We start from the raw sequence: 15190 nt of genomic DNA, 5'->3' as shown, positions 1-15190 counted from the left end.
TGGCGCGCCCCCTACGGTGACACCATGACGACGCACCGGCCCCCGGCCACCACCACCCTCTGGCGCCCCACCGGCCCCGAGGAACTCGCCTTGGTCGCCGCCTCCGGCTGGCGCGCCTGGCCGCCCCGGCTGCCCGAACAGCCGATCTTCTACCCCGTCCTGAACGAGGACTACGCGATCCGGATCGCCCGGGACTGGAACGTCCCGGCATCCGGCGCCGGGTACGTCACCCGCTTCGAGGTCGACACGGAGTTCCTGAAGCGCTACCCCGTCCAACAGGCCGGCGGCGAGACCATCCTCGAACTGTGGGTCCCCGCCGAGGAGCTGACCGAGTTCAACCAGCACCTGGTGGGCGAGATCCAGGTGGTCCACGAGTTCCGCTGAGTCCCCTCCGGGCGGGGCGGTACCTTCCGGGTACGGCCCGGCACCCGGAAGGGGATCAGGATGACGCAGTGGAGTGACTACACCACCGGCGAGCGCATCAAACTGCTGCGCGGCCCGGACCTGACGCAGGAACAACTCGCCGAAGCCTCCGGCCTGTCCGTGGCGACGATTCGCAAGGCGGAACGCGACCTCGGCGGCAGCCTTCACACGCTGCTGAGGATCTCCGCCGCGCTGAACGCCGATGTCTCAGTGATCCTCGGCCAGCAGGCGCCGCGACGTGCGATGCGCGGCGCCGACCGCGCGATGCTTCGCGAGCTGTCCCGCGCCGTCCACGACACCGCCGCCGGTGTCGGTGTGGACGTGCAGCCACCGGCGCCGGCCGAGCTCGCCGCCGGGCTTGCCGCCGCGTGGGAGACGTACCGCGCCGGTGACTTCGCCGGCGCGGGCGTGCGTGTCGCCCCCGCCCTGCGCGAGGCCGCCGCCGCCCTGCGGGCCGCCACCGCGGACCAGCGGGGAACAGCGGCCGGCATCCTCGCGGACGCGTACCGGCTCGCCGCGTACGTGGCCAACCAGTTCGGCGCCCGCGATCTCGCGTACGCGGGCATCGGCCACGCGCAGGACCAGGCCGACCGGGCCGGGGACATCGTCCGCTCGGCCATGGTCGCGTCCGGCCGGTCGTGGATCTATCTGCGGGACTCCCGCCTCGGCCAGGCCGAGCAGACGGCACGCGCGTCGTACGAGTCCATCGAGCCCCGGTACGGCGACCGTGATCCCGGACTGCTCGCCACCTATGGATGGCACGTGACCTTCGCCGCCGTGGTCGCCGCCAGGAGCGGTGACATCGCCGGTGCGGACGACCTGCTGTCCCAGGGGCAAGCGGTCGCGGCCCGGATGGGCCGGGACGTCACCGTGAACGGCACGGCGTTCGGCCCGACCACGGTCACCGCGCAGGCGATCGGCATCAGCGTCTCCACCGGCCGCCCCGGCAAGGCCCTCGGCCTGTTCGGATCACTCGGCGACCCGTCCAGCCTCACCCCGTCCGCGCACAACCGGCTGATGCTCGACGTCGCCCTCGCCCAGGCGGAGACCCGGCAGTCGGACAACGCGTTGGACACCTTGCTGGACGTCTGCTCGGCGGCACCGGGCTGGGCCCGCCACCAGGCCCTGCCGGGGGTGATCGCCCAGAAGGCGAGCGCGGGCAGCGCGACCACCGCCAAGCTGCGGAAGCTGTCGGCGATCCTCGGGACGTCCATGGTCATCAGCTGACTGATACGGGGCGTATCACTTCCGTCCGATATGCCGAGCTGCCGCCGAGCGGATCACGTCAGGGGCGCCTGCAGGAAGCTGACAGATGAGGGGCCTGGGTCCCCCTTCCGGGTGGGGTGGTCTCCGCCGGAAGTCGGGGCGCGGTGGGCGGGGGGTCAGCCTGCGGGACGATCCAGGTCGGTACCTGGTGCGCATGGGCGGGGGGTCGGGGCGGGGCCACCATGGAGGGGACGGTGAGCGGCGGGACGGGGTGGGCAGGGATGGGTGGCGCGCGGCAGGCGACGGCTTTGGTGTTCGGCGGGGCGGCCGTCGCGGCGCTGGTGGTGATGGTCGCACCGGCCACCATCCAGGAGGCGCAGGACCGGATGGACCAGACCCTGCGCTTCCCGACGGGCGCCGCCGCCAAGGCGGCCGGCAGCCAGGTGCCGGGCTGGCTGCCCGACACGGCGGTGCGGATAGCGTTCCTGACGGGCAGCCAGGACGGCGACCGGCTGATCCGCGCCACGCTCCCCGACCGCGCACTGCCCGCCGGCTGCACCGAGGGGAGGCCGGTCGGCAGCGTCCACCTGAGCGCGCACTGGTTCCCGCGCGACACCCCGCAGCGCGCCACCGCGCACTGCGGCCTGTACGACGTCGCGCTGATCGGCGATCAGCTGTACGGCTGGCAGGACGCCGCGGTGGTGGCCAGCGCCCGGCCCGGCGGCGTTCCCGTGCACTGAGACAGCGCGGGGCCCGGCCTTCCGGGCGACCCGGCGGATGCGATAGGACGGTGCGCATACCTGCCACCCCGAGGAGCACCATGCCAGGCCCGACCGTCGATGCCGACGGCGACCAGACCGTCCCCGCAGCCCCAGGCCGACCCGACTCCATATCCGGCGCACCGAGCAAGGCCCCGTTCGCGGCGGCCACCGTGGCCGTCCTGGGCAGCCTCGCCGCGCTCGGGCCGACCACCACCGACCTGTACCTGCCCGCCCTGCCCGAGCTGACCGCCGACCTGCACTCCACCGCCCCGGCCGCCCAGCTCACCCTGACCGGTTCGCTGCTCGGCATGGCCGCCGGCCAGCTGCTGTTCGGCCCGCTCAGCGACCGGATCGGCCGCCGCCGCCCGCTGCTGGCCGGTCTCGCCCTCTACACCGTGGCCAGCGTGATGTGCGCCCTGGCCACCTCTATGCCGATGCTGGTGGCCGGCCGCGCGCTCCAGGGCGTGGCGGGCTCCGCGGGGCTGGTGATCGCCCGGGCGATCGTCCGTGACCGGCTCGAAGGCGTCGCGATGATACGTTTCCTCGCCACCATGGGCCTGATCTCCGGACTCGCCCCGATCCTGGCCCCCGTCGTCGGTGCCCAGTTGCTGCACATCACCGACTGGCGCGGCACCTTCTTCATCCTGACCGTGCTCGGCGCGCTGCTCACCGTCGGCTCCGCGCTCGGCATCCGCGAGACCCTGCCACCCGAACGCCGGCACGGCGACGGTCTGGGCACCACCGTCCGCGCCATCGGCGGGCTGCTGGGCGACCGCCCGTTCCTCGGCTACCTGCTCACCAGCACCTTCGCGTTCGGCGCGCTGTTCGCGTACGTCGGCGGCTCGTCGGTGGTGCTGCAGGACGTGTACCAGATCTCCCCGCAGACCTACAGCCTGGTGTTCGCCGTCAACTCGATCGCGCTGCTGGCCGTCACCCAGCTGAACGGCCGGGTGCTGGTGCAGCGCTTCCCCGGGCCGGTGCTGCTGGTCTCCGCGCTGACGGTGGCCGTGGCGGCCGGCGTCGCGGTGGTGCTGTGCACCACCGTCTGGGACACCGGCCTGGCCGGGGTGTGGCCCGCGCTCGCGGTGCTGATGGGCTCGATGGGCGTCATCATGCCGAACGCCAACGGGCAGGCCCTCACCATGGCGCCGCACGCGGCGGGTTCGGCGTCCGCGCTGCTCGGCACCGGCACCTTCCTGTGCGGCTCGCTGGTCGCCCCGCTCAGCAGCGCCGGCGGCCACCCGTCCGCGACCGCGCTCGGCGTGATCGTGCTGGGCTGCTCGGTGCTGGCGCTGCTGTCCTTCCTGCCGCTGGCGACCCGCCGGGAGTGACGGGCCGTCGGCGAACCGGCGTCCGGGCAGGCAGGCCGGAGGCGGCGCCGGGCGCCGAGCGGTGGTGACGGGCGCAGCACTCCGTCCGTCACCACCGCACCGCAGGGCATCGCCTCACTGCCCGTCGCGGACGGCGGCCGGTCCCCGGTGAGGGCCGGCCGGGGCCAGTGGCAGCGGCCGCCGCTCCCGAACCGGACGGCGGCCGCGGCGTGACCACGGGAGCAGGAGGCGGCACCGGCCGGTGTCAGTGCCTGCGGCGGGTGCGGCCGACGCGGAGCAGCGCGGCGCCGGCCGCGGCGGTCAGCGCGGCGACGGCGGCCAGCGGACCGCTCGTGGAGGCGCCGGTCTCGGGAAGCGCGGGTGCCGCCGGCGTGCGGGTCGGCTCCGGTGAGGGGGACGCCTCGCCCATCGGCTCCGGTGAGGTGGACGCCCCGCCCGTCGGACTGACGCTCGGTGACGGGCTGGGGCTGGGGCTGGGGCTGGGGCCGCAGGGAATCCACTGGAGCAGGACCTCGCCGTCGCCGCTGCGCACCCCGGTGGTGAACTGGGCTCCGGCGGGGCCGACGCTGGAGCCGCCCCCGCCGCCGCCGCCGTCGAGCGTGCCGGTGGTGGACGAGCCGCCCGCACCGCCGCCGTGGGCGCCACCGCCGCCGCCTCCGCCGCCGCCCATGTGGGGGTCGGCGAGGTTGAGCGCGCCGGATCCGCCGATCATGCCGTTCGCGTCGCCGCCGGCCGCGCCCGGCTGGTCACCGGCGAAGGCCGGGGTTCCGCCGGCCCCGCCCCCGCCGCCGTCGCCGCCCGAGGCGCCGCCCTGGCCGCCGCCCGGGGTGGTGGGCGTCTGGCCGGGCTCGCCGCTCTGGCCGCCGTCGCCGCCGCGTCCGGTGTCGGTGTTGGCGAAGCTTCCGGCGCCGCCGCCTCCGCCGCCCGCGACGATCACCGTGATGTCGTCGAGGGACACGGCTGTCGCCCCGCCGCCACCGGCCGCGGTGGCGCCGTTGCCGGGCATCGGGACGCTGCCGTAGGCGCCGCCCTGGCCGCCGCCACCGTATCCGCCGTGCGGCGGACTGCCGTCGGTGAGGCTGCCGCCGCTCCCGGCACCGGCCACGTTCACCGTCAGCACCTGGCCGCCGTGGACGTCGAGAGTCGCGCGGACCTCGCCGCCCAGCCCGCCGGACGAACCGTAGACCGCGGTACCCCCGGCCCCGCCGAAAGCGGTGACGTCCACCTGGCACAGGTCATCGGGCACCGTGACGGTCTGGGGGCTGCCGGTGAACCCGAGGTCCACCGTCCCGTCGGGGCCCTGCACCGCCGACGGCATTGCCCGGGCCGCGAAGGCGGCGGGCACGGCCACGACCAGACCGGAACTCAGAGCAACCGCGCACGCTGCGCGCACGGTGGGATTTAGTCGTCTCATATGCCCACAGTAGGTTCGCGGATGGTGAGCATATCGACACTCTCGGTAGTCAATTGGGTGTGTCGGCCGCACCGCGGCGAGCGGAACCGGGGACAACGGGCCGCGCCCGGCCGGTGGCGGGGAAGGAGCCACCGGCCGGGCGCGGCCGTTTCACCGAAGGGTGCGTCAGGCGATGGAGAAGTCGTCGCCGTAGACCGCGCCCTGGCCGTACCAGCCGTGCAGGTAGACCGTGACGGTGCCGCTGGCGCCGGTGGTGAACGGGACGCTCACCTTGGTCCAGGAGGTGCCGTTGGCCCAGGTGGAGGCGGTGGCGCCGCCGGTGACCCCGACGTAGGAGTACGGGCCCTGGACCCAGGCGGTCAGGGTGTACGAGTGGTTCGGGGCGAGGGTGACGGTCTGGTCGCACTCACCGGTGGTGCCAGCGGTCGGGGTGACCTGGAGCGCCTTGGAGCCGCTGTGCACGGGGCTGCCGACGACGGCGGCGCCGCTCTGGCAGGTCCACGGGGCGAGGCTGCCGGACTCGAAGTCACCGTTGACCAGGCCGGTGGGCGGGGTGACGCCGGTGACGGTCAGCGCGTACGTCGCGGTGTGGGTCCGGCCCGCGCCGGTGCCGGTGACGGTCAGGTTGTAGGTGCCCGGGGCCGCCGAGGCGGTGGTGGCGACGTTCAGCGTGGCGGAGCCGCCGGCGGTGACGCTCGCCGGGCTGACGGTGGCGGTGACGCCGGCCGGGGCGCCGGAGACCGACAGGCCGACGGCCTGGGCGGTGCCGGAGGTGACGGCCGTGTTGATCGTGCTGGTGGCGGAGGAGCCGGCCTGCACGCTGCCCGCGGCGGGGGAGAGCGACAGCGAGAAGTCGGAGGCGGTGGTGCCGCCGGTGACGGTCAGCGTGTACGTCGCCGAGTGGGTGCCGCTCGCGCCGGTGCCGGTCACGGTCAGCGGGTAACTGCCGTTCGGCACGGCCGAGGTGGTGGAGATGTTCAGCGTGGCGGAGCCGCCGGCGGTGACGGTGGAGGCGCTCAGCGAGGCGTTGAGGCCCGGCACGGGCTGGGTGGCCACCGACAGGTTGACGCTCTGCGCGGTGCCGAAGGTGACGGCCGTGTTGATCGTCGTCGAGGTCGAGGAGCCCGCCACGACCGAGCCGGTGGCCGGGCTGAGCGCCACCGAGAAGTCGTTCGCCGGCACGGTCGAGCTGGTGAACTGCGAGAAGATGTGGCTGAAGTCCCACTTGTTCTGCGCGATGCCTGAGCAGTCGTCACGGCCGCCGGTCCCGGCGCAGCCGCCGTTGTCGCGCTGCAGCGCCCAGAAGGACAGCGTGTTGATGCCCTTGGAGACGGCCCAGTTGTAGACCGTGGTGGCGTTGGCGACGGTGAAGGTCTCGGCGGCGCCGAAGTCGTCGATGCCGGGCATCTCGATGATGCCGATCATGCCCCAGATCTGGGCGGAGGTCTTGGTCGGGTAGAGCTTCGCCAGCTGGTTGTACAGGCCCTGCGCGGAGGTCTGGGTGTCCGCGGCCATGTCGTGCGGCTGGTTGTCGTAGTAGTCGAACGTCATCATGTTGACGACGTCGATGCGCGCGTTGTTGGTGACGGCGTTCTTCAGCACCGCGAGGCCGCTGGAGGCCAGGCCGGTGGTGGTGGTCGGCAGCGTGTAACTGAACTGGATGGAGCGGCCGTTGGCGGCGGCCCAGTCCTCGACGATCTTGATCGCCTTGTTGCGGCGGTCGATGCCGGCCGTGTTGGTCAGCGAGTTGTCCTCGATGTCCAGGTCGATCCGGGAGACGTCGTAGGTGGTGATGACGTTCTCGAACTGGGCGGCGATCTGGTTGACGTCGGTGCACGAGTCGGCGATCTCGGTGCCCGTGTTGTCGGCGGTGTAGCCGCCGAAGGACGGGATCACGTCGCCGCCGTTGGCACGGATGGTCGCGATGTCGGCGCCGAACACGGAGTTGGACACCGGCATCGTGGTGTCGCCGTTCCACAGCGCGGTGCAGGAGCCCTTGGTGGCGGCCTGCAGGAACGCCATGGTGAGGTGCTTGACGCCGGACTGGGAGGCCAGCGCGGCCGGGCTCTCGCCCGTCCAGGACTCGAAGTACGGGGCGAAGACGTGCTGCGGCAGCGGAGTGGCGGCCTGCGCGGGGGCGGAGATCAGCCCCAGCGAGGCGGCCGCCATCGCGCCCGTGGCGAGCAGCGCTTGGAGTGGTCGGTGAAGGCGCATCGAGGCTCCATCAGGCATGGGTGGATGGCCTCGTGCCGCAGTTCGGGCACGGGGCAGGGGTGGTCGGCCTGGTACAGGGAGTGCCGGGGTGGTGCGGGGCGTACGAAGCCCCGGCCGGTGGTCACACCCCCACGATGCGTTTCCGGTCGGGAAAACAACGCTCCCATGGTTGGTCTGGACCACTCATCTGTCAAGACTCCTAACTGTCCGTCCCACCAGGTGTCCTGACATGCCCTCGGCCCCGCACCCGATGCCGAGGGGTGCGGGGCCGACGGGCGGCGCGGGTCAGTTCAGGCCGTTGCTCTTCAGCCAGTCCTTGGCGACCGCCGACGGGTCCTCCTTGTCCACCGCGACGCGCTTCATCAGCGCCGTCAGCCCGGCGGTGTCCAGCTTCGCCGAGACCGCGTTCAGCGCGGCCGCCCCGGTCGGGTCGATGCCCGTCTTGTTCACCAGCGGAGTGACGTTCTGCGAGCTGAACAGGTTCTTCGGGTCGCTCAGCGACACCAGCTTCAGCTGGACGATCTTCGGGTCGGTGGTGAACACGTTGCCGACCTGGACGGTGCCGTCCTTGAGCGCGTTGGCGGTGGTGTCGGCGGTCGGCTTCCACTCCTTGAAGGTGACCCCGTACACGTCCTTGAACTGCTGCTCCCGCCGCGACTTGAACTCCGGCGGGCCACCCACCACCAGGTCCTGCGCCTTGCCCGCGAGATCGGCGATCGACTTCACACCCAGCTTGTCGGCCGTCTCCTGGGTGACCGTCAGCGAGTCCTTGTCCTCGGCCGGCGCCGAGTCGAGTATCCCCAGCGCCGCCGGCAGCTTGGACGCCAGCTCACTGTTCACCGCGTCCTTGCCGGTCGCCGTCGACTTGGCGTCCAGGTAGCCGAGCAGCGCACCGTTGTACTCCGGCAGCACCGTCAGCGCACCGGACTGCAACTGCCCGTACAGCACCTCCCGGCTCCCGATGTTGAACTTCTCCTCGACCTTCACCCCCTTCGCCCGCAACGCCTGCGAGTAGATCGACGCCAGCAGCACGTTCTCCGGGAAGTTCGCCGATCCCACCACCACGGTCTTCCCCGAACCACCGGGCGCGGCAGGGGACTTCGCGGCCAACGGGTCGCCCCCGCCGGAGGAGGAGCAGGCCGCCGCGCCGAGCATCAGCGCGGCGACGGCGACGGCGGTTCTGACCGGACGGGAAGTCATATCGAGTCCTTTGCAAGTGCGGGCAGGCCCGCGGGTTCGTCAACAGGGGCGGTGCGCGCGCCGCGTGGCGTCGCGTACCGGATGAGCAGGGCGAAAAGGAGCTGGACGGCGACGGCGAGCAGGACCACCAGGAGGGCGCCGCCGACGGTGGTGGGGAAGTTGCGGGTGGCGAGGCCGTCGATGACGTAGCGGCCGAGGCCGCCGAGGCCGACGTAGGCGGCGACGGTGGCGGTGGCGATCACCTGGACGGCGGCGGTGCGGGCACCCGCGAGCAGGGTGGGCAGGGCGGACGGGAGGCAGACCTGGAAGAGCGTCTGCGGGTGGGTCAGGCCGATGCCGCGGGCCGCGTCGCGGACATCCGGGTCGGTGCCGCGGATGCCCTCCGCGGTGGCCACCAGCAGCGGCGGCGCGGCGAGCGCCGTCAGCGGGAGCAGCACCGCGGTGTCGCCGACGCCCGCGAGCAGCACCGCCAGCGTGACCAGGCCCAGGGTGGGCAGCGCGCGGGCGACGCCGGTCAGCGCCGTGACCAGGAACAGGCCGCGCCCGGTGTAGCCGATCAGCAGGCCCAGCGGCACCGCGAGCAGCGTGGCGAGCGCCAGCGCCTCGGCGGAGAACACCAGGTGTTCCAGGACGCGGTTGAGGATCGAGTCCGGCCCGCTCCGGTGCGCCGGGTCGGCGAAGAAGTCGTGCAGCCAGCCGAACCAGTTCACCGCGCCACCCCCGTCGCCCACGGCGCCAGCACCCGGCGGGCCGCGACCAGCAGCAGGTCGCAGACCAGTGCCAGCAGCGCCACCAGCACGATCCCGGCCAGGATCGGAGTCGGGAAGGTCCGCTGGAAGCCGTCCACGAACAGGTAGCCGAGCCCGCCCCGGCCGATCAGCGCGCCGACCGCCGCCAGCGAGATCGAGGACACCGCGGCGACCCGCAGGCCCGCTATCAAGTACGGCACGGAGGCCGGGAGTTCGACGGCGGCCAGCCTGCGCCACGGCCCGTAGCCCATCGCCGTGGCGGCCTGCCGCACCGGTTCCGGCACGGCCCGCAGCCCGTCCACCGTGGTCGGCAGCAGCACCGCCAGCGCGTAGAACGTCAGCGGCACCATCACGGTCTCCCGGGTGGCCAGCCCGGTGTACGGGATCAGCACCACGAACACCGCCAGCGAGGGCAGCGCGTACACCACGTTGAACACCGCCGCGAGCGGCTGGTACAGCCGCGGGTAGCGGGTGCAGGCCAGGCCCAGCGGCACCGCCAGCAGCAGGCCGATCAGCACCGGGACCAGCGCGATCACCGCGTGGTCGCCCGTCAGGCCGGCCAGGTAGCCCAGGTGGTCGCCGAGCCAGTGCCAGCGCACCAGCGGCTCACCGTCCAGCATGGTTCACCTGCGCCCCCGACTCGTGCCTGTCCGTCCCCGGCTCGGCGAGCGCGGCCACCACGGCGGCCCGGCTCGCGGTGCCGATCGCCCGGCCCTCGGCGTCCACCGCCACGGCGTGGCCCGACGGGGCCAGCACCGCGGCGTCCAGTGCCGAGCGCAGGTTGTCCCGGGCCGGGGCGAACACCGGCACCGGGTGGCGCCGGTCGCCGCGCACCCAGTGCTCGGGGCGGCCGTCCGCGTCGAGCGTCAACGCCCAGTCGTCGTAGGCCGGTTCGAGCTTGGTGAGCGGGACGTCGGCGGCCGGGCGCAGACCCAGACCGCGCAGGCCCCGGTCGCGGCCCAGGAAGGCGGCCACCCCCGCGTCCGCCGGGGCGGTCAACAGGGTGTGCGGGTCCGCGAGTTGGGCGATCTCGCCGTGCTCGCGCAGCACCACCACCCGGTCGCCGAGCCGCACCGCCTCCTCGATGTCGTGCGTCACGAACAGCACCGTCTTGCCCAACTCGGCCTGCAGGCGCAGCAGTTCCTCCTGCAGCCCGGCGCGCACCAGCGGATCGACCGCGCTGAACGGCTCGTCCATCAGCAGCACCGGCGGATCCGCCGCCAACGCCCTCGCCACGCCGACCCGTTGCTGCTGGCCGCCGGAGAGCTGCGCCGGGTATCGGCGGGCGGTCTCCGGCGGCAGGCCGACCAGCTCCAGCAGTTCCGCCGCCCGGGCCCGGGCCCGCTTGCGGTCCCAGCCGAGCAGCCGCGGCACGGTGGCCACGTTGTCGATCACCCGGCGGTGCGGGAACAGTCCGGCCTGCTGGATGACGTACCCGATGCCGCGCCGCAGTTGGGCCGCGGGCAGGGTGGCGACGTCGGTGCCGTCAAGAAGGACCTTGCCGCCGGTCGGCACCACCATCCGGTTGACCATCCGCAGGATGGTGGTCTTGCCGCAGCCGGACGGGCCCACCAGGACCGTGGTCCGGCCCGCCGGTACGTCGAGGTCCAGGCCTCGGACGGCAACCGTGCCGTCGGGGTGGCGCTTGGCGGCGCCCTCGAATCTGATCACGGAAGGGTCCTAGCGATGGCCGAGCGAATAATCGAACACTGATCTGAATACGTCTGTCCGGCTTCCCATGAGTCGGTCACCGCAAACCTTGATCCACCGAACGGGTGGGCAGGCCGGCCGCAGCCCAGGCCACGAACCCGCCGTCCAGGTCGGTCGCCCTGAACAGGCCCAACTCCCGTAGCGAGGCTGCCGCGAGAGAGGAGGCGTAGCCCTCCGAGCAGACTACAATCCACGGCACGTCGTGTCCGGTTGCTTCGGGAATCCGGTGACTGCCCGTCGGGTCGAGCCGCCACTCCAGCACGTTGCGTTCGATGATCAGCGCACCCGGAATCTCACCCTCCCGGGCACGCTGTGCCGCCGGACGGATGTCCACCAACCGTGCGCCGGCCGTCACCGCCGCCCACGCCTGCTCCGGCCCCGGCCGCTCGAGCCCCGCGCGGGCCCGCGCCACCAGCTGATCCACCGTCGTCACCACTGCTCCGGTCCTTCCGTCGCCGTGCGCACCAGGCCGCCGGCCCGCAGCTCGTACCGGGACATCTCGCTCAGCGGCGGCGAGTACGCGTGCAGCGTCACCGCCGGCCCCGGCGAGGTGTTGCGCACATCGTGCAGGTACTGCGGCCCGAACGCCCGCTCGGCGCCCGCCGTCAGCCGGCGCGAGGTCAGGCCGTGCTCCGGACCGGCCAGCGCCAGCTCCTCCAGCTCGCCCAGCGCCACCGTGAACGCCCCGCGCGAGCCGCCGTGGTCGTGGAACCCCGTCGACTGCCCCGGCAGCCAGCTGATCAGCCACACCTCGTAGTCCTGCGCCAGTTCCAGTCGCTCGTACCACCGGTCCTCGGCGGCCAGCCGTACCCGGTGCAGCCAGCGCTCCGGGCGTTCGGCCAGGTCGCGGACGATCCGGCGCAGCGCGTTCGGCGACAGCGGCGGGCGGGTGGGGGCATCGAGTGCGGGGGTGGCCGGGGCGGCGGGCATGGGTCTCCTCCGGGGAGTGCCGGGGCAGCCGTCGCCGGAGCTCGGCGGGCGGCTGGAAGGCAGGTGGGCGTACCGCCGGACGGGCGGATTCGGGGGTGCTGCGTGGGATCGCGCGACGGCCCTGGCTCGACTCACAGGGGCGTGCGGAGGTTACCGAGGGAAGGTCAACAGGCACACATGTCGCTCGCCTGGCGTCGCAGATCGACGTGCAGGCGGCAGACCAGGAAGGTGCCGGGGTTCATGCCGCCGATGCTTCAGGACGCGGTGGCGGCGCGTCAAGTTCCGCCACGCTCCGATCGAATGCTGAGCACTTCTGTCTCGGCAGTCGAGAAAACGGCAAAAAACCGATGGCCCGCGCTCCGGGGAGAGCACGGGCCACCGGGGTTCTCGGGGTGGGTTCAGTTGTCCTGGCCGGCGTTCTCGTCGGCCTGGGCGGCGGCGCTGTCCGCCGCGTCCACCTTCTGCTGCATCTGCTGTTGGACCTGCGAGCCGTCCGGCCCGTCGGCCGGCGCCGCGGTCGGGCCGCAGGCCGTCAGCAGGGCCGCCGAGGCCAGCGCGAGCGCGGCCAGCGCGGCGGCCGCGGCGGTGGGGCGACGGGTCACTTGGAGGCCGCCGGGGCGTTCTTCGCGCACCAGTCCGCGACCGACTTCAGGTCCGCCTTGCGGGTGTCCAGGGTCGACACCAGGCCGCGACGCGCCGTCAGGCGGTCGTTCAGGTACTTCTCGACCTCGGTGTGGCCGGCCTTCTTGGCGTCGTCCACCCGCTGCTCCAGGCGGGCGATCGAGCCGTTCACGCTCGCGTCCCCGTGCAGCCGGGTGAGCGCCTTGTCGATCTTCTCCTCGGTCTTCGGCAGCCGCTTGCAGATCGACTTCGCCCCGTCGCCCTTCGGCGCCGACCCGTTCGCCGCCTGTGCGGGCCCCGCCGCCAGCAGCGCGCCCGCCAGCGCGAGCACTCCGGCCGCGGCGACCGTCCGGTTGATCCGCATGGCAGTCCCCTTCCCACTTCTCACGGCCGGACCGCCCGGCCGTGGACGCGACCGTACGGGGGCTTCTTGTGGAAACCCTGTGGAACGCCCGCCCGGTCAGGAATCCGTCCCGGCGGGCTCCTCCGTCGCGGTCAACCAGGCGCGGGGAGCGGGGAGTTCGGGCGCGGGGGCGTGCTCGCGGAGCAGCGGGAGGCGGAGGTCGAGGCGGCAGCCCGGGGGATCGGGGCGGGTGGTGGCGGTGACGGAGCCGCGGTGCAGGGCGGCCTGTTGGGCGACCAGGGTGAGGCCGAGGCCGGAGCCCGGGCTGTCCGGGCGGCGGTGGAAGCGGTGGAAGACGGCGGCGCGTTCGGCGGGCGGGATGCCCGGGCCGCGGTCGTCGACGGTGAGGTGCGCGGCGCCGCCCTCGATCCGCAGCCGGACGTCCACCTCGGCGGGCCGTTCGGCGGTGCGGCCGTGCACGGCGGCGTTGCCGAGCAGGTTGTCGAGCAGGATGCGCAGGCCCGACTCCCAGCCGAACACCCTTGCCTCCGGCGGGAGTTCGGTGCGGAAGACGGCCCCCGGGTGGCGGCGGCGGGCCTGCTCGACGGCGGCGTCGACCAGCTCGGCGAAGTCCACCGGGGCGAACGCGGAAACCTCCACCAGGTCTCCCCGGGCGAGCGTGGACAGGGCGCTCAGCAGGTCCACCGTGCGGGCGTGGTCCTGCTGCAACTCGGCCAGGATCTCGGCGCGTTCGGCCTCCGGCAGGTTCGGGTGCGTGGAGAGTACGTCCAGGTTGGTGCGCAGGCTCATCAGCGGGGTGCGCAGTTCGTGCGAGGCGGCGGAGGAGAACGAGCGCGCGGTGTCCAGGGCCTGTGCGGTGCGGGCCGCCTGCTCGTCGTACCGGGACAGCAACAGGGCAATCGCACCGGAGAGTTCGTCCACCTCGGCGGTGCCCGTGCGGGAGTGTGCGAACACCGCGTGCCCGGTCCGCGGGTCCAGCACGGCCGCCCGGCGGCCCAGCCGGCGCAGCGGCAGGGTGGCGCGTTCGGCCAGTGCGAAGGCGATCAGGCCGGAGAGCGGCGCCGCCACCAGCGCCACCAGTAGCACGCGCTGCCGCACCGCCCGCAGTTCGTCGGCCGGCTGCCCGGCGGGGGAGAGCACCCACAGCGTGCCGGTGGTGTCCCCGCTGTTCAGCTTCACCGTCAGGACCCGCCAGGCGTTGCCCCGCTCGTGGACCGTCACGGTGCCGGCGGCGGGCAGCAGTTGGGGATCGTCGGGCTGTGATCCGGCCGCCAGCAGGACGGAGCCGTCGGCGGCCGTGACGCGGACGCCCGCGTCCAGGGCGGCGTCGAGCATCTTGCGCTGCTGGTTCTGCTCGGCCTTCGGCCTGCCCTTGCTGCCGGCGGCCAGCAGGGCGCGGGCGTTCGGGAGCAACGCGGCGGCGCGGTCGCCCAGCCGGGTGTCCTGGCGGCGGTGCAGGTCGGCGTTGACCAGTGGCAGCAGCAGGGCCGCGGCGGCGGTCACCAGCAGCGGCACCAGCAGCGCGGCGCCGAGCGCGATCCGGGTGGAGAGCTTCAACGCGCGCCGATCTCACCGGAGTTGGGGACGCGCAGGACGAATCCGACGCCGCGCACGGTGTGGATCAGGCGGGGCCGCTGCCCGGACGCCTCCAGCTTCCGGCGCAGGTAGGAGACGAAGGTGTCGACGGCGTCGCTGCGGACGTCGAAGTCGTAGCCCCAGACCCGGTCCAGCAGCAGTTCCCGGGAGAGCACGATGCCCGGGTTGCGGGCGAACTGGGTGAGCAGCTCGAACTCGCGCCGGGTGAGCCGGAGTTCGTCGTCCTCCCAGAACGCCTCGCGGGTCTCCGGGTGGATCCGCAGCGGGCCCACCCGGAGCAGGCCGGAGGGCTGGGGCGGTCGGCGGCGCAGCAGGGCGTGCAGGCGGAGCACCAGCTCCTCCAGGGCGAACGGCTTGACCAGGTAGTCGTCCGCCCCCGCCTGCAACCCGGCCACCCGGTCGGCGAGTTCGTCCAGCGCGGACAGCATCAGCACCGGGGTGTCGTCGCCGCGCGCCCGCAGCGTCCGGCACACCTCGGTGCCCGCCAGGCCCGGCAGGCCCACGTCGAGCACCACGACGTCCGGTGGCGCGTCCGTGAGTTGCGCGAGCGCGCCGGGCCCGTCCGCGGCGAGCGCCACGGCGAAACCGCTCAGCCGCAGCCCCCGCTCCAGACTCCGCCGGATCGCCGCGTCGTCGTCCACCACCAGTACCCGCCCGACCACCCTGGCCAC

Annotated in this window: 16 protein-coding genes; 4 read left to right on the top strand and 12 right to left on the bottom strand. The window is 73.5% G+C overall.

Features of this window, described 5'->3' with window-relative positions; all coding sequences use genetic code 11:
* Window positions 1-24 precede the first annotated feature (24 nt).
* The 4 genes from ACFYS8_RS03430 (at window position 25) to ACFYS8_RS03415 (ending at window position 3721) form a co-directional block, all read left to right on the top strand.
* Entirely contained in the window at window positions 25-384 is a 360-nt protein-coding gene (locus tag ACFYS8_RS03430) for a hypothetical protein (protein ID WP_387635085.1), read from the top strand.
* Between the two features lie 60 nt (window positions 385-444).
* Window positions 445-1650 (top strand): helix-turn-helix domain-containing protein, encoded by a 1206-nt coding sequence (locus tag ACFYS8_RS03425; RefSeq protein WP_387635082.1) that lies wholly within the window; start codon window positions 445-447, stop codon window positions 1648-1650.
* A 260-nt stretch (window positions 1651-1910) separates the two neighbouring features.
* Window positions 1911-2369: a hypothetical protein gene (locus ACFYS8_RS03420; RefSeq protein WP_387635079.1), complete on the top strand. Its 459-nt coding sequence runs from the start codon at window positions 1911-1913 to the stop codon at window positions 2367-2369.
* A gap of 80 nt (window positions 2370-2449) precedes the next feature.
* Window positions 2450-3721: a multidrug effflux MFS transporter gene (locus ACFYS8_RS03415; RefSeq protein WP_387635077.1), complete on the top strand. Its 1272-nt coding sequence runs from the start codon at window positions 2450-2452 to the stop codon at window positions 3719-3721.
* A gap of 244 nt (window positions 3722-3965) precedes the next feature.
* Here the strand turns inward: ACFYS8_RS03415 and ACFYS8_RS03410 are convergent, their stop codons facing one another.
* The 12 genes from ACFYS8_RS03410 to ACFYS8_RS03355 form a co-directional block, all read right to left on the bottom strand.
* Window positions 3966-5072 (bottom strand): hypothetical protein, encoded by a 1107-nt coding sequence (locus ACFYS8_RS03410; protein ID WP_387635074.1) that lies wholly within the window; start codon window positions 5070-5072, stop codon window positions 3966-3968.
* Window positions 5073-5300: 228 nt separating this feature from the next.
* Window positions 5301-7349: a carbohydrate binding domain-containing protein gene (locus tag ACFYS8_RS03405; protein ID WP_387635072.1), complete on the bottom strand. Its 2049-nt coding sequence runs from the start codon at window positions 7347-7349 to the stop codon at window positions 5301-5303.
* A 285-nt stretch (window positions 7350-7634) separates the two neighbouring features.
* A complete protein-coding gene (locus tag ACFYS8_RS03400) occupies window positions 7635-8549 on the bottom strand; it encodes an ABC transporter substrate-binding protein (protein WP_387635069.1) in 915 nt (304 codons plus the stop codon).
* Window positions 8546-9280, bottom strand: a complete 735-nt coding sequence (locus tag ACFYS8_RS03395; RefSeq protein ID WP_387635067.1) for an ABC transporter permease — start codon at window positions 9278-9280, stop codon at window positions 8546-8548. Before ACFYS8_RS03395 ends, ACFYS8_RS03400 begins: the two co-directional genes overlap by 4 nt.
* On the bottom strand, window positions 9256-9918 hold the full coding sequence (locus ACFYS8_RS03390; RefSeq protein ID WP_387635065.1) for an ABC transporter permease: 663 nt from the start codon (window positions 9916-9918) through the stop codon (window positions 9256-9258). Before ACFYS8_RS03390 ends, ACFYS8_RS03395 begins: the two co-directional genes overlap by 25 nt.
* Complete coding sequence (locus ACFYS8_RS03385; protein WP_387635062.1) at window positions 9905-10969, bottom strand: ABC transporter ATP-binding protein; 1065 nt, start codon at window positions 10967-10969, stop codon at window positions 9905-9907. Before ACFYS8_RS03385 ends, ACFYS8_RS03390 begins: the two co-directional genes overlap by 14 nt.
* Window positions 10970-11045: 76 nt before the next feature.
* Window positions 11046-11444, bottom strand: a complete 399-nt coding sequence (locus ACFYS8_RS03380) for a rhodanese-like domain-containing protein (RefSeq protein WP_387635059.1) — start codon at window positions 11442-11444, stop codon at window positions 11046-11048.
* Window positions 11438-11938 (bottom strand): cysteine dioxygenase, encoded by a 501-nt coding sequence (locus tag ACFYS8_RS03375; protein ID WP_387635056.1) that lies wholly within the window; start codon window positions 11936-11938, stop codon window positions 11438-11440. Before ACFYS8_RS03375 ends, ACFYS8_RS03380 begins: the two co-directional genes overlap by 7 nt.
* A gap of 398 nt (window positions 11939-12336) precedes the next feature.
* On the bottom strand, window positions 12337-12540 hold the full coding sequence (locus ACFYS8_RS03370) for a hypothetical protein (protein ID WP_387635054.1): 204 nt from the start codon (window positions 12538-12540) through the stop codon (window positions 12337-12339).
* Window positions 12537-12923, bottom strand: a complete 387-nt coding sequence (locus ACFYS8_RS03365; protein ID WP_387635051.1) for a hypothetical protein — start codon at window positions 12921-12923, stop codon at window positions 12537-12539. Before ACFYS8_RS03365 ends, ACFYS8_RS03370 begins: the two co-directional genes overlap by 4 nt.
* Before the next feature lie 96 nt (window positions 12924-13019).
* On the bottom strand, window positions 13020-14480 hold the full coding sequence (locus ACFYS8_RS03360; RefSeq protein ID WP_387635049.1) for a sensor histidine kinase: 1461 nt from the start codon (window positions 14478-14480) through the stop codon (window positions 13020-13022).
* Window positions 14477-15181, bottom strand: a complete 705-nt coding sequence (locus ACFYS8_RS03355; protein ID WP_387636824.1) for a response regulator transcription factor — start codon at window positions 15179-15181, stop codon at window positions 14477-14479. The genes ACFYS8_RS03360 and ACFYS8_RS03355 overlap by 4 nt, the downstream gene beginning before the upstream one ends.
* Window positions 15182-15190: the final 9 nt, after the last annotated feature.

Source organism: Kitasatospora sp. NPDC004615, assembly GCF_042873545.1.
Taxonomy (GTDB): domain Bacteria; phylum Actinomycetota; class Actinomycetes; order Streptomycetales; family Streptomycetaceae; genus Kitasatospora.
The sequence above is the reverse complement of the archived record's forward strand: the minus strand, read 5'-3'. Positions and strand labels throughout refer to the sequence as shown.